Consider the following 19643-nt stretch of genomic DNA (forward strand, 5'->3'; position numbering starts at 1 on the left):
TAAGCCGGGCGGAACGGGTATGCCTTTAGGAGGAGAAGCCGATGAAACGCGTCGGCACCGCCGGTTCATCGCGAGTAAGCGCTAGGCCTTCCCACGGCAGAGTCGTGATGGCGTTGGCGAGGTAATCGCGGGATTCGTGGAGGGAGGGAAGTCCGTCGACGATTTCCCCATCGCGCATAAGCGGCACGGTCATAGCGCGGGCGGTGAGGGTGCCGGTGTCCGGATCCTCGGCGTCGAAAGGCAGCACGAGCTCCTCGACGGCCACCCCGGAAGAGCGGTACGTACGCAGCGAACGTTTGGCTCCGCCCTGGGACTTCTTGGAGGAGGAGCGCTTGGCCACCGGATGACCGTCGACCTCCACGACCTTGTACACCATGCCGGCAGTCGGCGCACCCGAGCCAGTCACCACGGAGGTGCCCACTCCATAGACATCGACGGGGTCTCCGCGCAGGCCGGCGATGGCGAATTCGTCGAGGTCGGAGGAGACCACGATCTTGGTGCTGTGGTTGCCCAAGTCATCGAGTTGCTTGCGCACACGGCGCGTGACCGCGGCCAAATCACCCGAGTCGATACGCACGCCGCCGAGTTCCGGGCCGGCCACCTTCACGGCGGTTTCTACGCCTTTGGTGATGTCGTAGGTGTCGACCAGCAGCGTGGTGCCCACGCCAAGCGTCTCGATCTGGCCGCGGAATGCAGCTTCCTCATTCGGCGTGCCGTCGTCGTTGACGTGCGCCAGGGTCCAGGAATGCGCTGCCGTACCAGAGACCGGAATATCGTAGCGGTAGCCTGCCTCGAGGTTGGAGGTGGCCTCAAAACCCGCCAGGTAGGCGGCACGCGCAGACGTCACCGCGGCGTATTCGTGGGCGCGGCGTGAGCCCATCTCAATAATCGGGCGGCCATCGGCAGCCACGACCATACGCGAGGCGGCCGAGGCCACCGCAGAGTCAGAATTCATGATGGAGAGAATGACCGTCTCCAAGATGAGGCACTCGCCGAAGGTACCGCGTACGGTCAGCAGCGGAGAGTAAGGGAAGTAAATCTCGCCTTCACGGTAGCCATCAATCTGGCCGGAGAAACGATAATGCGCGAGGTAGTCCTTGGTTTCCTCATCGAGGAAGTCCATCTCCGCCAGCTGGCGCGCGGTAAAGCGGAAATCCCGCACTGCTCGCAGCACGCGTTCGGTGCCGGCGACGACACCATAGCGGCGCTCGTTGGGCAGGCGACGGGCGAAAACCTCGCAGGTTACCTGGCGGTGAGCGGAACCATCGCGCAGTGCTGCCTGCAGCATGGTGAGCTCGTATTTATCGGTGAGCAGGGCCGTGGAACGGTCAGAAGGGACATTTCCAGCGTTCACGACGTTGTCTGAGGTACTAGTCACATCGAAGATGCTACTCAGCGTGCAGCAAAAATTCAGCCAATCTATTCTTCCAGCTGGATGACTACGTAAACTTGACCGTCGTTATATGCCACGCCGACGGCAGCGGTGGACATGCGGCGGTCCCGGAGAGCCGCGACGTGGGACGGGGACTGGCGGAAGGCTTCCACGAATTCATAAGCACTGGCCTTGTCCAGAGGCAGGTGATGCTGCACCATCTGGATATTCTCGTCTGCTGGCTTTTCGGTCTTCGTTACCGCATTGCACTCGGCCTTTTCGCGGGCCGCGGTCTGGCGGTCGATCCACGGCACGAGTGGGCCCTGGTTGTCTTCTGCGCGCCAGGTATTGAGGGCCTCGATAAGCTCGTATTGGATAGTCTCCAGTTTGGTCTGGATGCGGCCTTCAGGGAGCTCATAGTCGCAGGACGCCGGAGTGGGTTCTGGAGCTGGCCTGTCATCTGAGCTTCCGCTCTGTGAAGGGGACGTCAGGCTGGCCACTGCGGCTACTAGTGTGCCGCCCAGCACGAAGGCGGTGAGCACAAGCTGGAGAAGGCGAGCAAGATCCTCGCGGGATGGAGTACGACCAGCAAGAATATCCGCCAGGGCGGTGGGGAGAGCAAAAGAATTCATCGACGGCAGCCACCTGGAAACGATAATCACATATTGAGTCCCCGTCAGTATAGCCGCTCACAGCGTTACAGTTTTTGGCTAGTGTAGAGGACATGAATGCGCACCGAGAAACGTCCGCGGGCGTGGTGATGAGTTCGCCCATGGCCACCCCGGAATTGGATGAGGCCATTGAGGTCGACGTCGCCACGAGCGAAAACCTGCCGTGGATGTGCATCGTCTGGGATGACCCCGTCAACCTCATGAGCTACGTCTCGTATGTCTTCCAGACGGTCCTAGGCTACGACAAGAAGCGAGCTAACGAGCTCATGATGCAGGTTCACACCGAAGGCAAGGCCGCCGTCTCCAGTGGTGAGCGTGACAAGGTCGAGGCCGATGTGAAGAAGCTGCAGGTCGCGGGACTGTGGGCCACGATGCAGCAGGCAGGCTAAGGAGAGGACAGTATGCAGGCCTGGAAGAAGAAAAAGTCCTTCATGCGCGGTGCTAAGTACACCGCTGTTTTTGAGCCCATGGAGCGCGAGGTGATAGGGGATCTCACCGCGACGGTCTCGGAGGCCATCATTGCCCGCGCCCAATCGGCGCCGAAGGATGAGTTGGCGGACATGGTGGATATGCCTACCGGTCACACGGAAGCGCCGGAGGACCCGTCCCTTGCCCGCCTCTTCCCGGATTTTCAGAAGCCCGGCGATGAGGAGTTTGATGGCGATAATGCGTTGCTGCGCTCCTTGCACGAAAACGATATTGCCCGCGCCAAGCTGGAGAACCTCCAAGTCATCAACACAGCGCTCGGCCCAACCGGCGGGGTTGAGGTCACCATTAGCGAGGAAGAAGCCCATGCTTTCCTCGCGGGTCTCAATGATTTGCGATTGTTCGTGGCATCGGGCGATGTTGAGCACGGCTCTCAGGGAGCGGACCGCGACACCCTCGTGGAGTGGTTAGCCTTCTGCCAGGACTCCCTGCTCAACGTCATCATGGACTAAGACCATGCGAACTGTGCCTGAGCTTGGCTTTTCTGTTGGTCATGCCACGCGTGATGATACCGGCGTTACCGTTATCTATTGCGGTGAGCAGGGAGCCGTCGCCAGCGTTGATGTACGTGGCGGCGGTCCCGGCACGCGCGAAACTGATTTGCTTCAGCCGCACAACACCGTCGAGCGCGTCCACGCTATTGTCCTTGCAGGTGGCTCGGCTTTTGGCTTGGCCGCGGCCGATGGCGTCATGAGGGGACTTGAGGAGGCCGGCATCGGGTTTCCGGTCTTCGGCGAAGATAAACCAGGCCCGCGCGTTCCCATCGTGCCCGGTGCCGTCATCTTCGACCTACTTGCAGGTCCCCAGCGTCCCACCGCAGCAGATGGCGCGCAGGCGCTGCGCTCCGCATTGGCGGGGCATGATGACACCACCGGTAGCGTCGGCGCCGGCGTGGGTGCCTGTGCCGGAAAAGTCCGGGGCGGGGTGGGCATGGCGCTTGTCGACGTCTCCCCCTACACCCTCGCCGCCGTCGTCGTAGCCAACCCCGTGGGCCAGGTTATCGATGATGCGACCGGCCGGCTCTTTGGCGCACCCGACAAGCCAGCTGTAGACATCAAGCGCTTCGCCGCTGCGAAGAGCCTTGCGGAGGCCCATCTCAACACCACCATCGGTGCTGTCTTGACAGATGCTCCCATCACCAAAGCCCAAGCCAAGCGCCTTGCCTTGGCCGGCCACGATGGCATCGCCCGCGCGGTGCGCCCGGCTCACTCGCCGCTGGATGGCGACACGATCTTTGCTGCGTCGACGGGAAAGGTGGGGGAGACGTCGGCAAGCACGGCGGGAACCGCACCCAGAGTCGATGCCGAAGTTCTCGCCTCCCTCAGCGCCGCGGCGGCCGATGCCGTGGAGGCTGCCATCGTGGATGCCGTGGTCAAAGCTGCCCCTGGCTTGGGCTTGGAGGCGTACTCCTCGCTGCTCTCTTGCTAAAGTTGGGGCATTATGACGAGCAGTGGACCGTTTGGCCAGCAGAATTCCTATCAGCCCAATCCCTTCCAACCCACTCCGGACAGCGCCGGAGTAGGTCAGAAACGCACCGTTAATGCGGGCGATTCGAAGAACTACACACGCGCCGGACGCCTTAAAACGGCCCTGTCGCTCACCGTAGGCTTCCTTGCCATCGAGTGGATTATCCACATCATCAACTTCCTCTTCTTCGGCAATGACCTGGGGCAGTACGGCATTCACCCGCTGGACTTCAACGGCATCTGGGGAATCTTCACCGCCCCGCTGTTGCATGCCAACTTTGAGCACCTCATCGGAAACTCACTGCCAGGAGCTATCTTCTGCTTCCTTATTGGTCTGTCCGGCCGCAAGGCGTGGTGGGAAGTCACGATCATCGTTGTGCTCATCGCTGGTGTAGGCACGTGGCTCCTCGGCGGGCCGGGCACCTCCCATATCGGCGCCTCGGGCATGGTTTATGGCTGGTTGGCTTACCTTATCGTGCGCGGCATTTTTAACCGCTCGCTCAGTCAGTTCCTTGTGGGCCTTGGCTTGGGTTTTGCTTACTCCGGTCTCATTTGGGGCGTGCTGCCCATCTATGAAGGTGTGAGCTGGCAAGGGCACCTCTTTGGCGCCATCGGCGGCATTGTGGCGGGCATGGTGATTACCTCCGATGACCCAATTAAAAAGGTAAAGCCGCAACCGCAGGCGGGGATGCGCTGATGCCTGACGCCTCTTCTCCCATTGGTATTTTTGATTCCGGTGTGGGCGGGTTGACCGTCGCGCGCACCATCATGGAGCAGCTGCCGGACGAGTCCATCATTTATATTGGCGATACCGCCCACGCGCCGTATGGCTCACGCCCCATCGCACAAGTACGTGAGTTGTCCACGGCGATCGCCGACGAGCTGGTGGAGCGCGGCTGCAAAATGCTCGTCATCGCCTGCAATACCGCTACGGCCGCATTTCTCCACGACGCCCGCGAGCGCTACAGCATCCCTGTCGTCGAGGTTATCCGTCCGGCGGTGCGCCGCGCTATCGCCACGACGCGCAACGGCAAGATTGGCGTCATCGGCACCGAAGGTACTATCACCTCCGGGGCTTATCAGGACCTGTTTGCGGTGAACCCGAACGTTCAATCCTTCGCCGTGGCCTGCCCGGATTTCGTGAGTTTTGTGGAGCGCGGTATTACCGCTGGCCGCCAGATCCTCGGCGTGGCGGAGGGCTACCTCGCTCCGCTGCAGTCAGCGGGCGTGGATACCCTCGTGTTGGGCTGTACACACTACCCGCTGCTGACTGGTGTTATTCAGCTCGCTATCGGGGACAATGTCGCACTGGTGTCCTCTGCCGAAGAGACCGCGAAGGATGTCATGCGCATCCTCACCACCACCGACATGCTCGCGCCCACAGGACAAACGCCCACCCGCAGCTTTGAATGCACCGGTGACCACGAGTCTTTCTCGCGATTGGCGGCCCGCTTTCTCGGGCCCCAGATTTAATGGCGGATCAGCAGGTACAATCGATTCAAATCCAGCAATCCTCATTGTTTCGTGGAACTATTGAACGCATGAAGTTGACCATCCTCGGCTGTTCAGGCTCGGTGCCTACTATTGGTAACCCGGCCTCTGGCTACCTCGTGTCTTTCGACTCGGCCCCCTCCATCGTTATGGACTTGGGCCCGGGAACCCTCGCACGCCTGCAGGAGCATCAGGATCCGTGCGATGCCCATGTGGCGTTGACTCACCTGCACGCAGACCACTGCCTGGACTTCCCGTCACTGATGGTGTGGCGCCGCTTCCACCCCACCGCTCCGGCGGCCTCCCGCAACTTCTGTCTTGGCCCGAAATCCACGGAAGACCATTTGGGTCGCCTTTCCTCGGATGAGCCCAACGGCGTGGATGATATGAGTGATACCTTCGCGTTTAGCCCGTGGGTAGACCGCGAACGCCAATTGGTCGACGATGTCTACATCACCCCTTTCCGCACCGTGCATCCGGTGGAAACCTATGCGCTACGCATGGAACACGCAAAGAGCGGTGCCACGCTGTGCTACTCCGCGGACTCGGCGTATACGCCGGCGCTGATTGACGCTGCCTCGGGCGCCGATATCTTCCTCTGTGAGGCCGCGTGGGGCGAAACCTCAGAGGACAAAGCTCCCAACATGCACATGTCCGGTGCAGAAGCTGGCCGTCTGGCCCGCGAAGCTGGGGTAAAGAAGCTTGTGCTTATTCACCTGCAGCCGTGGGGCGATGCCGCCGCGACGTACGCGGCTGCCGCGCGTGAGTTTGATGGCGAGATTGTTCTGGGCGCCTCGGGGATGGAATTCGAGCTCTAAGCCCGCGCGGTAGGGTAGGGGGCATGACTGATTTCACTCGTGCTGATGGTCGCGCGCTCGACCAGCTCCGTAGCGTCCGCATTACCCGTAACTTCACCACTAACCCGGCTGGGTCGGTGCTTGTAGAGTTCGGCAACACCCGCGTCATGTGCACCGCCTCCGTGGAGTTCGGTGTCCCGCGCTTTAAGAAGGATTCCGGCGAAGGCTGGCTTACTGCTGAATACGCTATGCTGCCCTCCGCTACGCATGAGCGCATGCCGCGCGAGTCCATGAAGGGCAAAGTCAAGGGCCGCACGCACGAGATCTCTCGCCTCGTGGGCCGTTCCTTGCGTGCAGCGGTGGACCTGTCTGAGCTGGGGGAGAACACCATTCAGTTGGACTGCGATGTGCTGCAGGCAGACGGCGGTACTCGCACCGCGTCTATTACCGGTGCGTATGTGGCTTTGGCGGATGCGATTGCCTACCTCAAGGAGGAAGGCGTTGTACCGGGCGAGCCACTGCTCGACCCCATCGCTGCGGTCTCCGTTGGCATCATTGACGGCCACGTGTGCTTGGACCTGCCTTATGAGGAGGACTCCCGCGCGGAGGTTGATCTCAACGTGGTGATGCAGGAAGGCGGCGACTTTGTGGAGATTCAGGGCACTGGCGAGCACGGCTTGTTTGGCCGTGCGGAGCTCAACGAGATGCTCGATGTGGCCCAGGTAGGTTGTGCTCAGCTCATTGAGGCACAGAAGGCGGCCCTGGGATGGTAAAGCTTCTCGTTGCTTCCAATAACGCGAAGAAGCTAAAAGAGCTGGAGAAGATCCTGGCTGATGCCGGAATTGAAGGTATCGAGCTTCTCCCATTGTCGGCCGTGGATCCCTATCCGGAGCCCGTCGAGGATGGCCGCACCTTTGCTGACAACGCTCTGATCAAGGCCCGCGCCGGGGTACAACACACCGGGCTTGCCACGATTGCAGATGACTCCGGTCTCGCCGTCGAAGAGCTTAACGGCATGCCGGGAGTGCTTTCTGCCCGCTGGTCGGGCGCCCACGGCGATGATGAAGCGAATAACCGCCTACTGCTGGGCCAGATGGCGCACGTTCCTGCTGAGCGCCGCTCGGCAGCCTTCGTCTCCGTCTGTGCACTGGTCACTCCCGACGGTGAGGAACACGTGGTGGAGGGCCGCTGGCCCGGTTCGCTGCTCACCGCACCGCAGGGAGAGAACGGCTTCGGCTACGACCCCCTCTTCCGACCCGAAGGCGAGCAGCGCTCTGCTGCCGAGATGATGCCTGAGGAGAAAAACGCGGTCTCGCACCGTGGTCGGGCCCTAGCCCAACTGCGCGAGCCCTTAGCAGCCCTCGCCCGCCAAGCCTAAGCAGCCGCAAAGCCATTACCGCCAGCCTCGGCTTCCACCAGCTGGCCTTGTTGGGCAGGAGACCAAACTAGAAGGACCATCTGCGAATCGGCTTCTGTGTTTCCCCAGGTTCAATTCGCAGAATGCGAGCAGATGGTCCCGTAACTTTGGTCTCTCCTCACATGCTTGCACTCATAAGGTTTCCTTACCCCCAAACGAACCTTGTGCGGTCTGGTACATGGTTTGTTTGCCCCCAGAGGAACCCGATGAAGGAAACCTCATGACTAGAACCATGCACGGGGCCATCGCCCCTCAAGAAAGAAAGCCACGGTAAGAAACAAGGTCTGCGTTGAAGTATGAAGCTTCAACGCAGACCTTGATGGTGTGCGCCCGGTGAGACTTGAACTCACACGTCATAAGACACTAGAACCTAAATCTAGCGCGTCTGCCAATTCCGCCACGGGCGCTGAAAGACGTAGCCGCGAAACACACTGTGTTCGGAGCAACGCTGAATAGCTTACAGGGCGGCAGGCCTACGATGGAAATCCACTTTTCGAACCATGGTGGGTAGGCTGATACGCGTGAGCACCAACCAAGCCCCGAGAAAGAAGATGAAGGTCCGATGGTGGCACATCGTCCTCATCGCGTTTTTCGTCGTGCTCTTTTTGTTCCTTGCCTATTGGCAGTGGACCCGCTTTAAATCTGGCTCCGGAACCTTCCAAAACTTGGGCTATGCCTTCCAGTGGCCGCTGTTTGCTGTCTTCGTGGTCTATGCCTACCGCACCGCGATGCGCTATGAGAACGAGCGCATCGATGCGGAGAATGAGGCCCTAGAAATGGGGCAGGAGCCGGCTCAGTATGAAGCTAAATCCAAGGACGCAGCCAAGGAACAACAGGTGACTAAAATCGACGAAGACTTCTTGCCGCCGCGCCCGCAGGTGGACGTCGAGACCTTTAATGCCATGAATAAACAGCGCCGCCGTCGCGGCACCGAAGAGGAGAACTCATGACTAACCCAGCGAACAATGCCGTGCACCCAGACCGCAAAGAGCGCATTCGCGGACCGTTGAAGTTCTTCTCCATTGCAGCCACGGTTACGGGTATCTTCTTGCTCATTCTGGTCGTTCGTATGATTCTGCAGTACGGCGTGGGCATGGAAATGCCGTCGTGGGCCACGCTCATCGCCCAGGCACATGGAGTGGCCTACATGGTGTACTTGGTGTCGATTCTGATTCTTGGCCCTCGTGCACTGTGGCCGGTGGGCAAGCTCATCACTACCGCTTTGGCCGGTGTGGTGCCGTTCCTGTCCTTCTGGATGGAGCACAAGCGCCGCGTTGAGGTTACCGAGCAGTTCCAGCTTTAAGCTCATGTCTAACCGCAAGCTCAGCACCACGCTTATTGCCGTCGTGGTGCTTCTTTCCCTCGTTTGTGCCGCTTTGGGTATGTATATCGTGCGTCAGCCGCGCGATGTGTATAGCGCCCCTGTCGAATCCACGAGTTCCCAAGTAGTCACTGCAGTGGAGCGCCAGGAGCAGGTAGTGCTGCTCAGCCTGGGCATCCAGGGACTGGCGGAGAAGTCCTCCGCCGGCGAAGTCTTTGGGGTGCGGGTGCCGTGGACTGATCGCACACAGTTCGTGCAGTATTCCTACAAGGCGAAGCTGGGAATTGAAGGCAAGGATGTTCGCGTCACGGAGACCGGTGAGCACGCCTATACCGTCAGCATCCCGGAGTTTATCTTCATCGGTCATACCGATGAGGAGTTCAAGACCGCAGTGGAGGACAACGGCGTGCTGAGTTGGACCACGCAGCCACTTGATGCTGCCTCCACGGTGTCTGATGTCCTCAGTGCTGATAAGAAGCGCAAGGACATCAACGATAACCGCGACCTCCTGCAGGACCAAGCTCGCAATTTCTATGAGGGCATCATCCGCGGCGTGGACCCGGAAGCTCAGGTCACCATGGAATTCCAGTGACCCGAATCTACGTGGAATGACCTGATCGAACGTGGAGTGACCTCTGGTCACTCCACCTCGGTGAACTTGCGGTCCCAGTAAGCGCGCACCGGGTTGGCATCGGCCAGCAGGATGTCGAAGCGGTCGTTGGCAATCTCGATGATTTCGCTCAAGATGACGCGCTGCTCCAGCTCGTCGGAGTTGGCGAGGCGGCGCACGCCTCCGTCGATGACGCGGTCGGCAGAATCGTTGGTGTCTAGGTAGGCCACGAAGGGCATGTCGAAGCGCTCGCGGTAGGCCCGGGAGACGTCGATAAGCTGCTGCGTTTGGACATCGTCCAAGTCATCGAGGGCAAGTGAGCCGCGGTCGGCGGAGATGGTGGCGGCCTCGGTAGCGTCGGCAAGCAGCAGCTCATCCATGGCCGGATAGTCGTGGATAAGTGCACGGCGCTGCTCGCGCGGCGCAGTCAGCACGGCGACCTGGATAGCCTCACGCAGGCGGCTGACGTCGTCGAAGGGGCGGGACTCCCAGGCAGCCTCCAGTGGCCACGTCTCGTTGTTGAAGAGTGGGCGCAGTGCATTGACAAACTCGTCGCGCTCCATGGCGTTGAGCTCGGAGAGAGACACCCCTTCGCCGTCGATGCGGCTGATATCGTCACCGGATTGCGTACCGATGTGGAAGAACAGCAGGTTGAGCAGAATCGCCGTAATCGCGCCAATGGACATGCCGGAGGAAACGAAGATCTGTGCCCACTCCGGGAAAGCCGCTGCCACGTCCGGCTTGAAGGTGACGAGCATGGCCAAGCCCAGCGCGGTCGTGACGATGGCGGCGTTGCGGCCGTCGGTGATGTCTTCTTTCGCAATGGTCTGCAGGCCGGCCCACGCGACGTTGGCAAAGAGAGCCAAGGAGGCACCACCGAGGACGGGGGACGGAATGGCTGCCACCACGGCAGCTGCCTTGGGTAGCAGGCCCAGAACAATCATGAAACCGGCAGCAGACACGGCAACCCAGCGGGACTTCACACCGGTTAAGCGAACTAGGCCGACGTTCTGCGCGAAGCAGGTGTAGGGGAAGGAGTTCATCACGCCGCCAAGGGTGGTGGAGAGGCCATCGGCGCGAATGGCACGCACAACGTCATCGCGCTTGATGCGCTTCTTGACAATCTCACCGGTAGCAAAGACATCGCCGGTGGTTTCCACCATGGTGATGATCATGACGATGATGAGGGAAAGAATTGCCATGATGTCGAACTTCGGCATACCAAAATAGAAAGGCGTGGTGATACCGATAGCATCGGCCTCACGCACGCCATCAAAGGACGTATCACCCAGTGCCAAGGCCACGCCCGTGCCGATGACGAGGCCGAGGAGCACGGAGAGTGTGCCTAGGAAGCCGCGGAAGAAGCGCTGCACGATAATAATGATGGTGAGCGTGCCGAAACCATAGAGAAGGTCGCGCGAAGCGGGGGTGGCGTCAGCGTAGTTCACGAAGTCATTGGCGGAAACCGCGAGCAGAGATGTACCCATGACCAGAAGTACAGTGCCGGTGACAATTGGTGGGAAGTATTTGAGCACGCGTCCAAAGACCGGCGCGGCGAAGAACGTAAAGATACCGGCGGCAATAATCGCGCCATAAATCGTGGGTAGCGGCTGGTCACCTGCACTCATGCCGATGGCAATGATGGGGCTCACCGCTGTGGTGGTCACGCCCTGGATGATGGGGAGACGGACGCCGACGTGCTTGCCGACGCCCACCGCTTGGATCAACGTGGCCAGACCACAGGTCAACAGGTCGGCGTTGATGAGGTGAATCGTGGTTGCCTCATCGAGGCCCAAAGAACCAGCGATGAGCAGCGGCACGATGACTGCGCCGGCGTAGAACGCGAGGACGTGCTGGAGACCGAGAGCCGCCAGCTTGGGCGCTGGCGGGACAACATCCACGGGGTGGGTGGGGGCAGTGGCAGGGCTAGCAGTAGCGGCGGTGTCAGACACGCGAAGAGCTCCTTGCTGAAGGGCGAGACGAGGATACTGCGCATAACAATAGAGCGCTGCGTGGACACACACCAAGATGGAGCCTCAACGCATGAAATTAACGGGAAAATCTGTGGTAAATGCCACTTTAGGGGGTACGGCACCCCCGTGAGTCAACAGTACGGTCGTTACCCATGGATCCGGTGACCAGCGGGGTGCCCACAAAATGGCGTTTTTAGTGATTTGTCCCATAAAACGCAGGATATGAGCTTTTACAGCTTTGCCCTTACTATGGGCTGCAGAGAGGGGTTCGGTGACAACCGTGATGACCGAATTGCCCGTGAACTGGAGTCACCAAAACCCTTCTGTGGCAGATTTTCCACACGTCGTATGAAGTACGAAGGGAGTCATTATAGTGACCACCGCAACTGAGCAATCCGTCCAGTTTGAGGGATGGAAGGGCTTTGAAGAAGGCCCGTGGACCGAGAATATCGACGTCCGCGATTTCATCCAGCGCAACTACACCCCCTATGACGGAGATGCTTCCTTCCTGGAAGGCCCGACCGAAAAGACTAAGCGCGTCTGGGAGCACCTGGAAGAAAACTACCTGTCCATCGAGCGCAAGAAGCGCATCTTCGATGTCGATACCCACACCCCAACTGATATTGACGCTTTCCCCGCTGGCTACATTTGCGAAGAGGATGACGTCATTGTCGGCCTGCAGACGGATACCCCGCTGAAGCGCGCCATGATGCCGAATGGTGGCTGGCGCATGGTCAAGCAGGCTATCAAGGAGGCCGGCAAGGAAACCGACCCCGAGGTGGAGAAGATCTTCACCCGCTACCGCAAGACGCACAACGACGCCGTCTTCGATATCTACACCCCGCGCATCCGCGCTGCTCGTTCCTCCCACATCATTACCGGTCTGCCGGATGCTTATGGCCGTGGCCGCATCATCGGTGACTACCGTCGCGTGGCTCTCTACGGTGTGGACTACCTCATCGCTGAGAAGGAAGCGTCCAAGCATGCAGTGGGCGATGTCGGATTCTCCGAGCACTGGGCTCGCTACCGTGAGGAGCACGCCGAGCAGATCAAGGCTCTGAAGAAGCTCAAGGTCATGGCTGAATCCTACGGCTTTGACATCTCTAAGCCGGCCAAGACCGCTCACGAAGCTGTGCAGTGGACCTACTTTGGCTACCTGGCTTCCATCAAGTCTCAGGATGGCGCCGCCATGTCCATCGGCCGACTCTCCGCCTTCTTCGATTGCTACTTCGAGCGCGACCTTGCCGCTGGCATCATCACTGAGGAAGACGCTCAGGAGATCATCGACCAGCTGGTGCTCAAGCTGCGCATCGTGCGCTTCCTGCGTACCGAGGATTACGACCAGATCTTCTCTGGTGACCCGTACTGGGCAACCTGGACCGATGCTGGTTTCGGATCCGACGGCCGCCATATGGTCACCAAGACCTCCTTCCGCCTGCTGCAGACCCTGGTCAACCTTGGCCCGTCACCGGAGCCGAACATCACCATTTTCTGGGATCCGCAGCTGCCGGCTGGTTACAAGGAATTCTGTGCTCACATCTCGATTGAGACGTCGTCCATCCAGTACGAGTCCGATAAGCAGATTCGTGAGCAGTGGGGCGACGACGCCGCGATTGCCTGCTGCGTGTCACCGATGGCCGTCGGCAAGCAAATGCAGTTCTTCGGCGCCCGCGTGAACGCCGCTAAGGCCCTGCTCTACGCCATCAACGGTGGCCGCGACGAGGTCAGCGGCAAGCAAGTCGTGGACGGCTACGAGGCTATCCAGGGCGATGGCCCGCTGGACTTCGACGAGGTCTGGCAGAAGTACGAGGAGATGCTGGACTGGGTTGTGGGCACCTACGTTGAGGCCCTCAACATCATCCACTACTGCCACGACAAGTACGCCTACGAGTCCATCGAGATGGCGCTGCACGATTCTGACATCGTGCGCTCCATGGGCTGCGGTATCGCGGGTCTGTCCATCGTGGCTGACTCCCTCTCCGCCATCAAGTACGCCAAGGTCTACCCGGTGCGCGATGAGACTGGTCTCATCGTGGACTACAAGACGGAAGGTGACTTCCCGTTCTACGGCAACGATGATGACCGCGCCGATGACATCGCCGCCACCATCGTCCACACCGTGATGGCGAAGATTAAGGCCATCCCGATGTACCGCAACGCCATCCCGACCCAGTCTGTGCTGACCATTACCTCCAACGTGGTCTACGGCAAGGCCACCGGTTCCTTCCCGTCTGGCCACCAGGCAGGTACTCCGTTCGCCCCGGGCGCAAACCCGGAGAACGGTGCAGACAACCACGGCATGGTTGCTTCCATGCTGTCGGTGGGCAAGCTGGACTACAAGGATGCGCTCGACGGCATCTCGCTGACGAACACCATCACCCCGTCCGGTTTGGGCCGCACGCCTGAGGAACGCATCACCAACCTGGTGGGTGTCCTCGACGCCGGCTTCATCATGGATTCCGAATAAACCACTTTCACACCACTTCCGAAAAGGAGAAAACATCATGGCTACCCCAACTTTCGACGAGCGTCTCGCAACCATGAAGGCCAACCGTTCCGCCAACAACATGGACTCGGGCCTCTACCACGCCAACATCAACGTCCTGGACAAGTCCACCCTGGAGGACGCTGTTGAGCACCCGGAGAAGTACCCGAACCTCACTGTCCGTGTGTCTGGCTACGCAGTGAACTTCGTCAAGCTGACCCGCGAGCAGCAGCTCGACGTCATCTCCCGTACCTTCCACCAGGGCTCCTAAATGGCAGATGGCATTACCGGCGTCGTCCACCTGTCCCCTGAAGAGGGTGACAAGGTGCGCGGCGCCGCCGCCGGTTTGGGCACAAATAATGACCTCGACGAGTTCAGCCGCCCGGAGTTGATGCAGGCACGCCGTTCTGGCGACATTGCCCTCGTTCACTCCTGGGAGCTGGTGACCGCCGTTGATGGCCCTGGAACCCGCATGACGGTGTTCATGTCGGGATGCCCGCTGCGCTGCCAGTACTGCCACAACCCTGACACGATGGAAATGAAGGTCGGCACTCTGGAGCGCATCGAAGACGTGGTCAAGCGCATTAAGCGCTATAAGCCAGTCTTTACCGCCTCCGGGGGCGGACTGACCATGTCTGGCGGCGAGGCGCTGTTCCAGATTGCGTTCGCTCGGCGTTTGCTTAAGGAGGTCCACGACGCGGGTATCCATACGACGATTGACACGTCGGGATACTTGGGTGCGCGCCTGCGCGATGAGGACTTGGACAATATTGACCTCGTTCTCTTGGATGTCAAGGCTGGTGACGAGGAGACTTACAAGGAAGTCACGCGCCGCGAGCTGCAACCCACCATCGACTTTGGTGACCGTCTCAATGAGATGGGCAAGCCGGTGTGGATTCGCTTCGTGCTCGTCCCTGGCCTGACGGATTCCCCAGAAAACGTCGCCAACGTGGTCAAGATTGCGTCCCGCTGGAAGAGCAACGTCGAGCGAGTCGAGGTACTGCCTTTCCACAACATGGGCGCAGACAAGTGGCACGAGCTGGGCTACCCATACACTCTCGAGGACACCAAGCCACCTAAACCGGAAGACGTTGAATCTGTCCGAGATGCGTTCCGTAAGGAGGGTTTCGTGGTCTACTAGAAGCATGAAACGCTTCGGCCACACCATCAAGGAACACACCCTCACCGCCCCCTGGGATTATGACAATCCCGCCGCAGGTTCTTTCGAACTCTACGCGCGCGAGATCATCCCACCGGGCGGTGAGAACTACCCGGCACTGCTCTATAACCAGGGCGGGCCGGGTTTCCCGTCTCCGCGGCCGGTTGACGCTACCGGGCTTATCGGGAAGGGCCTGGAGCGCTACCGCTGGATCCTCATGGATCAGCGTGGCACCGGGCGCAGCCACCGCATCGACGAACTTAGCCCGGCTGAGGACCGCACGGCGCAGCGCTTGGCGCAGCTGCGCCAGGAGAACATTGTGCGCGATGCCGAGCGCCTGCGTGAGCACCTAGGGGAGGAGTCCTGGGATCTCTTCGGCCAATCCTTCGGGGGATTCATCATCACCGCCTATGCCTCGATGTTCCCACAGTCCATCGGTCGGGCTTTCCTTACGGGTGGCTTGCCCACCTTGACCAAGGGGGCGGATGACCTCTACCGCACGACCTTTGCCAAGCTCAAGGTCCGCCATGAGCGCTTCTACGCCCAGTTCCCGTGGGCTCAAGCGCGCGTCGAGGAAATCCTCCACCACCTAGACAACTCGGAGGAGCTGCTGCCGACAGGGGAGCGCCTGTCTGCGCGCCGCTTCCGCACCATCGGTATTGAATTGGGCCGCGGCACTGGCTTTGATTCTTTGGCCTACCTGCTGGAGCAACCTTTCCGCACCGTGAGTGGCGAGAAACGCCTGCGCTCGGACTTCCTCAACGATGTCGGGCAGCGCGTCAGTTTTCAGGCCGGGCCTCTCTACGCGGCGATTCATGAATCCATCTACGGTGGCGTCGGCGGCCAAGCCGTTACAGGCTGGGCGGCGCACCGCATCCGCGAGGAGTTTCCCGAGTTTGCTGAAGTCGGCACGTACCTTACCGGCGAACACATCTTCCCCTGGCAATTCGACGAGGACCCAGCGTTGCGCCCCTTCAAAGAAGGCGCGGAGGAGCTGGCTGCGCATGAGTGGACCAGCTCCCCGTATGATCCCGCAGTGCTTGCCGACGTCCCCCTGATCGCTGCTGCCGCCATCTACCTCGACGACATCTTCGTCCCCTTCGAGGATTCCATGGCAACGGGGGAGACCTACCGTGACCTGCGTCCGATGGTGACTAATCATTTCCAGCACAACGGGATTGCTGAGGACGGTTCGGGGATTCTGGACGAGCTCTTCCGATTGGCCGACGAGCGCTGAGGGCGAGCGCTCGGGAGGAGCGGCTAGGGCACTCGGGGCGCAGGCGTAATGCTCATGAGCAACGATTGCTGGGGAGTGCTCCACGCAGCCTCGTGGCGGGTGTCGCGTTATGGCAAAATAGTTGCGAAAAGTGAACTGATCCTAGAAAGGTTAATCCATGGGTCCCCTCATTGTCTTTGGCGTGATAGTCCTGCTTCTCGCCGCCCTCGCTTTCGATGGCTTCTTCATCGTCCGTACGAAGGAAGCTGCCATCATTGAGCGTATGGGTAAGTTCGTCAACGTTGCCCACGCGGGCTTGCACCTCAAAGTGCCGTTGGTCGACCGCGTCCGCGCCAAGATCAGCCTGCAGATTCGCCAGCTCGACGTCATGGTGGAGACAAAGACCAAGGACAACGTCTTCGTTCAGATTCCCGTGGCGGTGCAGTATGAGGTGGTTCAGGGCAGCGAGCGTCAGGCCTTCTACACCTTGTCCAATCACGAGCAGCAGATTGTGGCCTACGTGCAGGACAACGTTCGCTCGTCTGTGGCGAACATGGACTTGGATGATTCCTTCTCCTCCAAGGACACCATTGCCCGCAATGTAGCGATGTCTTTGCGCGATAACATGGCTGCCTACGGCTGGAACTTCGTCAACACCCTCGTCACTGATATCCGCCCGGATGCCCGTGTGCGTGAGTCCATGAACTCCATTAACGCCGCACAGCGAGAGCGTGAGGCTGCCGTGGCTCAGGCAGAGGCCGAGAAGATCCGTGTGGTCAAGGAAGCTGAAGGTGCGGCTGAGGCCAAGAAGCTGCAGGGTCGCGGTGTGGCTGACCAGCGTAAGGAAATTGTCGAAGGTATTGCCCAGCAGTACGAGCTGCTGCGCGCTGCTGGTGTGGAGGAGAACCCAGAGACCCTCATGCTGGTCTCCCAGTACCTCGATGCCATGGTGGACGTGGCAGACCGCGCTCACACCAACGTGCTCTACATGCCGTCTAACCCGGGCGGCATGCAGGACCTCTTCAGCGGTATGCGCGACACGTTCCTGTCCACCAACGCTATTAATGAAGCCCCGAAGCCGAAGGTTCCGGCCGGCGAAGCAAAGCATAGCCGTGAGGACTCAGCTGCTGCACGTCGTCGCCGCGAGGAGAAGGAGCGCCGTGAGCGTGAAGAGCGTGCCAGCCGCGATGCCGAAATCATGGAGCAGGCTAAGCGCGCCCAACAGCAAGCTCAAGAACGTGTCCAGAATGCGCAACAGCAGGGCTTCGGTAACATGCCGGGCTTCCCTACGCCTCCGCAGGGCAATGCCCAGCCGCAGTCCGCGCGTGATTACTTCAACCAGCTGCGCAACCAGCTCAACCAGAACAACAACGGCAACTAAACACCGCTCGTAGCAACGATGAAGGGCCTTCCCGATATACCGGGAAGGCCCCTTTTCCTGTCCTAAGCAGGGAGGTCTGCCGAGGACGGGACGCTACTTACTTGGTGTAGCCGATGTTCTCCACCTCGATGACGGCGAAGGAGTTGGCGCCGAAGTTTGCGATATCGGGGTGGGTCGCAACCATGGCCGGTCCGTTGAAGATAGGAATGATGCCATACTGTGCCAGTGCTTCCTTCTCCAGCTTGTTGGCTTCCTTGATCTGCTCGTCTGGGTTGGCGATCTGGGAAAGCTTGTCGATCTTCTTGTCTAGTTCTGGTGTGCCCGTACCGGAGCGGTTGAGCTGAGAGCCGGTGCGGTAGACCTGGCCGAAGTAGGCCACACCGAAGGGATCACCGGAAGAGAATCCCATAGGCAGAATGTCGAAGTCATAGGAGGACGTGATTTCGGAGAAATCAGCGGCTGGGCGTTCCTCTACCTTCAGGTCCACGCCGATGTCCTTCATCATCTTCTGGGTGGCAGTGGCTTGGGCCTTGCCAGTGGAAGAATCACCCAGCAGCGTGTAGCGCATGGACAGCTTCTTGCCGTCCTTCTCGCGGATGCCGTCGCTGCCTTCCTTCCATCCGGCCTCATTGAGGAGCGACTTAGCTTTCTCTGGGTCGAACGTGATGACCGCGCCAACGTTGTCCTCATAGCCCTCTTGGGTTTGGTAGAGGTTGAAGGAACCTGGCAGGTCCTCGGTGTAGCCGTTGAGGCCATTGAAGCGGATCTCAGACAGCGTGGAGCGGTCGATGCCGGCCATAATGGCCTCGCGCACCTTAATGTCGGAGAGAATCTCGTTCTTGGAGTTGAGCGTATAGAGAGACTTAGACGGAGCCATGGCGGTACGAATCTCGATGTCCTGCATGTCCTTGACGGCAGCCAGACGCTCCTTGTTGCCTACGCCAGTTGCATCAATCTCGCCGGCCTTGAACGCGTTGATGGAGGCCTGATCTTCCATCTGGCGGTAGGAGACCTTCTCCAAGAAGGGCTTATCACCCCACCACTTCTCGTTCGGGACGAAAGTGGCGCTGCCGCTTTGGAAGTCGACGTTCTCTACCTTGAACGGGCCCGCTCCCCACTCGGGGTGCACCTTGCCTAGGTATGCCTCGTTGAACTTCTCCGTGGAATCAACCTGCGGCGGGAGCAGGATGTTGAACAGACCCTGCCACCATGGGTATGCCTGCTTGAAGGTGATGACGGCCTGCTTGTCGTTCTCACCCGGCTTGACCGACTCGATGAGCTCGTAGCCATCGGTGGAGGAGACATTGGCCTCTTTGTTCTCACCGTTGTTGAACTTCCAGGTGTTTTCGAAGGACTTCCAGTCAATCGGGGTGCCGTCGTTGTACTGCGCCTTCTCGTGGATGGTGAAGGTGACGACGGTCTTACCGTCCTTCTCCTCGTCCTTGACGTCCGTGATGTAGTCATTGTTGACATGGAACTCACCCGCGCCGTCGAAGAGGCCAATTTGCGGGTTGTAGTACTTCCAGACGTCGCTGGTGTAGCGGGTACCGTCGGCCTGGAAGGGGTTTTGCTGCTGGGAAATCTCATCAATGGCTAGGCGCAGCTCGCCGCCCTCCTTGAGCTCGGAGCGGTCCTTGGGGTTATAGGAGCCGTCCAGCTTGACGTCGAGCTTCTCGCCGGAGGCGGAGTCGCTCGAGCCATCAGAGCTGCCGGAGCCGCCATCGGAGGCGCAGCCGGTGAGGATGAGGGCAGAGGCGGTAACCACTGCGAGAGCGGTCCTGCGGAGCTTCATATTCAT

The 19643-nt window shown here is 59.9% G+C and carries 20 protein-coding genes and 1 tRNA gene; 16 read left to right on the forward strand and 5 right to left on the reverse strand.

Going from position 1 to position 19643, the window contains the following annotated elements; genetic code table 11:
• Positions 1–25 precede the first annotated feature (25 nt).
• Together QP922_RS01735 and QP922_RS01740 are read right to left on the reverse strand one after the other, a co-directional pair.
• Positions 26–1378, reverse strand: a complete 1353-nt coding sequence (locus QP922_RS01735) for a nicotinate phosphoribosyltransferase (RefSeq protein WP_284807550.1) — start codon at positions 1376–1378, stop codon at positions 26–28.
• Between the two features lie 41 nt (positions 1379–1419).
• Positions 1420–2004, reverse strand: coding sequence for a spore germination YkwD domain-containing protein (locus tag QP922_RS01740; RefSeq protein WP_284807551.1), 585 nt, complete (start codon positions 2002–2004; stop codon positions 1420–1422).
• Positions 2005–2096: 92 nt separating this feature from the next.
• Between QP922_RS01740 and clpS the strand changes: the two genes are divergently transcribed.
• From clpS to rdgB, 8 genes are all read left to right on the forward strand, one after another.
• On the forward strand, positions 2097–2432 hold the full coding sequence (gene clpS, locus QP922_RS01745; protein ID WP_239107410.1) for an ATP-dependent Clp protease adapter ClpS: 336 nt from the start codon (positions 2097–2099) through the stop codon (positions 2430–2432).
• Positions 2433–2444: 12 nt separating this feature from the next.
• Positions 2445–2981, forward strand: coding sequence for a DUF2017 domain-containing protein (locus tag QP922_RS01750; protein WP_284807554.1), 537 nt, complete (start codon positions 2445–2447; stop codon positions 2979–2981).
• Positions 2982–2985: 4 nt separating this feature from the next.
• On the forward strand, positions 2986–3957 hold the full coding sequence (locus QP922_RS01755) for a P1 family peptidase (protein ID WP_284807555.1): 972 nt from the start codon (positions 2986–2988) through the stop codon (positions 3955–3957).
• 12 nt (positions 3958–3969) lie between these two features.
• On the forward strand, positions 3970–4692 hold the full coding sequence (locus QP922_RS01760; protein ID WP_284807557.1) for a rhomboid family intramembrane serine protease: 723 nt from the start codon (positions 3970–3972) through the stop codon (positions 4690–4692).
• On the forward strand, positions 4692–5468 hold the full coding sequence (gene murI / locus QP922_RS01765; RefSeq protein WP_284807558.1) for a glutamate racemase: 777 nt from the start codon (positions 4692–4694) through the stop codon (positions 5466–5468). Before QP922_RS01760 ends, murI begins: the two co-directional genes overlap by 1 nt.
• A gap of 68 nt (positions 5469–5536) precedes the next feature.
• A complete protein-coding gene (locus QP922_RS01770) occupies positions 5537–6304 on the forward strand; it encodes an MBL fold metallo-hydrolase (protein ID WP_284807560.1) in 768 nt (255 codons plus the stop codon).
• A 23-nt stretch (positions 6305–6327) separates the two neighbouring features.
• Complete coding sequence (gene rph, locus QP922_RS01775; RefSeq protein ID WP_284807562.1) at positions 6328–7056, forward strand: ribonuclease PH; 729 nt, start codon at positions 6328–6330, stop codon at positions 7054–7056.
• A complete protein-coding gene (gene rdgB, locus QP922_RS01780) occupies positions 7050–7661 on the forward strand; it encodes an RdgB/HAM1 family non-canonical purine NTP pyrophosphatase (protein WP_284807563.1) in 612 nt (203 codons plus the stop codon). The genes rph and rdgB overlap by 7 nt, the downstream gene beginning before the upstream one ends.
• A 364-nt stretch (positions 7662–8025) precedes the next feature.
• On the opposite strand, the gene QP922_RS01785 is transcribed toward rdgB, so the two are convergent.
• A tRNA-Leu gene (locus QP922_RS01785) sits at positions 8026–8107 on the reverse strand.
• 144 nt (positions 8108–8251) lie between these two features.
• Between QP922_RS01785 and QP922_RS01790 the strand changes: the two genes are divergently transcribed.
• The 3 genes from QP922_RS01790 to QP922_RS01800 are packed head-to-tail and all read left to right on the forward strand — an operon-like array spanning position 8252 to position 9613.
• Positions 8252–8650 (forward strand): hypothetical protein, encoded by a 399-nt coding sequence (locus tag QP922_RS01790; RefSeq protein ID WP_284807838.1) that lies wholly within the window; start codon positions 8252–8254, stop codon positions 8648–8650.
• A complete protein-coding gene (locus QP922_RS01795) occupies positions 8647–9003 on the forward strand; it encodes a DUF3817 domain-containing protein (protein WP_039676715.1) in 357 nt (118 codons plus the stop codon). Before QP922_RS01790 ends, QP922_RS01795 begins: the two co-directional genes overlap by 4 nt.
• 4 nt (positions 9004–9007) lie before the next feature.
• Positions 9008–9613 (forward strand): hypothetical protein, encoded by a 606-nt coding sequence (locus tag QP922_RS01800; RefSeq protein WP_284807564.1) that lies wholly within the window; start codon positions 9008–9010, stop codon positions 9611–9613.
• 47 nt (positions 9614–9660) lie between these two features.
• Here QP922_RS01800 and QP922_RS01805 read toward each other — a convergent pair whose 3' ends face one another.
• Positions 9661–11583 (reverse strand): solute carrier family 23 protein, encoded by a 1923-nt coding sequence (locus tag QP922_RS01805; protein WP_284807566.1) that lies wholly within the window; start codon positions 11581–11583, stop codon positions 9661–9663.
• Positions 11584–11977: 394 nt separating this feature from the next.
• Here QP922_RS01805 and QP922_RS01810 point away from each other — a divergent pair, with 394 nt between their 5' ends.
• The 5 genes from QP922_RS01810 (at position 11978) to QP922_RS01830 (ending at position 17845) form a co-directional block, all read left to right on the forward strand.
• Complete coding sequence (locus QP922_RS01810; RefSeq protein WP_284807567.1) at positions 11978–14071, forward strand: pyruvate formate lyase family protein; 2094 nt, start codon at positions 11978–11980, stop codon at positions 14069–14071.
• Positions 14072–14108: 37 nt separating this feature from the next.
• Positions 14109–14360: an autonomous glycyl radical cofactor GrcA2 gene (gene grcA2 / locus QP922_RS01815; RefSeq protein WP_042532094.1), complete on the forward strand. Its 252-nt coding sequence runs from the start codon at positions 14109–14111 to the stop codon at positions 14358–14360.
• The gene (gene pflA, locus QP922_RS01820) at positions 14361–15230 is read left to right on the forward strand and encodes a pyruvate formate-lyase-activating protein (protein WP_070673047.1); all 870 of its coding nucleotides are present in this window, start codon (positions 14361–14363) and stop codon (positions 15228–15230) included. It abuts the gene before it with no gap.
• Positions 15231–15234: 4 nt separating this feature from the next.
• Positions 15235–16485 (forward strand): alpha/beta fold hydrolase, encoded by a 1251-nt coding sequence (locus QP922_RS01825; RefSeq protein ID WP_284807569.1) that lies wholly within the window; start codon positions 15235–15237, stop codon positions 16483–16485.
• 157 nt (positions 16486–16642) lie between these two features.
• A complete protein-coding gene (locus QP922_RS01830) occupies positions 16643–17845 on the forward strand; it encodes an SPFH domain-containing protein (protein WP_284807570.1) in 1203 nt (400 codons plus the stop codon).
• 97 nt (positions 17846–17942) lie between these two features.
• Here QP922_RS01830 and QP922_RS01835 read toward each other — a convergent pair whose 3' ends face one another.
• Entirely contained in the window at positions 17943–19643 is a 1701-nt protein-coding gene (locus QP922_RS01835) for an ABC transporter family substrate-binding protein (protein WP_284807571.1), read from the reverse strand.

The sequence above is a fragment of the Corynebacterium sp. MSK218 genome (assembly GCF_030232655.1).
Taxonomy (GTDB): Bacteria; Actinomycetota; Actinomycetes; order Mycobacteriales; family Mycobacteriaceae; genus Corynebacterium.

What these genes read in the sequence shown, in the direction of transcription:
- QP922_RS01740 (WP_284807551.1), bottom strand. Translation starts at nt 2,004, where the DNA reads ATGAATTCTTTTGCTCTCCCCACCGCCCTGGCGGATATTCTTGCTGGT.
- clpS (WP_239107410.1), top strand. Translation starts at nt 2,097, where the DNA reads ATGAATGCGCACCGAGAAACGTCCGCGGGCGTGGTGATGAGTTCGCCC.
- QP922_RS01750 (WP_284807554.1), top strand. Translation starts at nt 2,445, where the DNA reads ATGCAGGCCTGGAAGAAGAAAAAGTCCTTCATGCGCGGTGCTAAGTAC.
- QP922_RS01755 (WP_284807555.1), top strand. Translation starts at nt 2,986, where the DNA reads ATGCGAACTGTGCCTGAGCTTGGCTTTTCTGTTGGTCATGCCACGCGT.
- QP922_RS01760 (WP_284807557.1), top strand. Translation starts at nt 3,970, where the DNA reads ATGACGAGCAGTGGACCGTTTGGCCAGCAGAATTCCTATCAGCCCAAT.
- murI (WP_284807558.1), top strand. Translation starts at nt 4,692, where the DNA reads ATGCCTGACGCCTCTTCTCCCATTGGTATTTTTGATTCCGGTGTGGGC.
- QP922_RS01770 (WP_284807560.1), top strand. Translation starts at nt 5,537, where the DNA reads ATGAAGTTGACCATCCTCGGCTGTTCAGGCTCGGTGCCTACTATTGGT.
- rph (WP_284807562.1), top strand. Translation starts at nt 6,328, where the DNA reads ATGACTGATTTCACTCGTGCTGATGGTCGCGCGCTCGACCAGCTCCGT.
- rdgB (WP_284807563.1), top strand. Translation starts at nt 7,050, where the DNA reads ATGGTAAAGCTTCTCGTTGCTTCCAATAACGCGAAGAAGCTAAAAGAG.
- QP922_RS01790 (WP_284807838.1), top strand. Translation starts at nt 8,252, where the DNA reads ATGAAGGTCCGATGGTGGCACATCGTCCTCATCGCGTTTTTCGTCGTG.
- QP922_RS01795 (WP_039676715.1), top strand. Translation starts at nt 8,647, where the DNA reads ATGACTAACCCAGCGAACAATGCCGTGCACCCAGACCGCAAAGAGCGC.
- QP922_RS01800 (WP_284807564.1), top strand. Translation starts at nt 9,008, where the DNA reads ATGTCTAACCGCAAGCTCAGCACCACGCTTATTGCCGTCGTGGTGCTT.
- grcA2 (WP_042532094.1), top strand. Translation starts at nt 14,109, where the DNA reads ATGGCTACCCCAACTTTCGACGAGCGTCTCGCAACCATGAAGGCCAAC.
- pflA (WP_070673047.1), top strand. Translation starts at nt 14,361, where the DNA reads ATGGCAGATGGCATTACCGGCGTCGTCCACCTGTCCCCTGAAGAGGGT.
- QP922_RS01825 (WP_284807569.1), top strand. Translation starts at nt 15,235, where the DNA reads ATGAAACGCTTCGGCCACACCATCAAGGAACACACCCTCACCGCCCCC.
- QP922_RS01830 (WP_284807570.1), top strand. Translation starts at nt 16,643, where the DNA reads ATGGGTCCCCTCATTGTCTTTGGCGTGATAGTCCTGCTTCTCGCCGCC.
- QP922_RS01835 (WP_284807571.1), bottom strand. Translation starts at nt 19,643, where the DNA reads ATGAATATGAAGCTCCGCAGGACCGCTCTCGCAGTGGTTACCGCCTCT.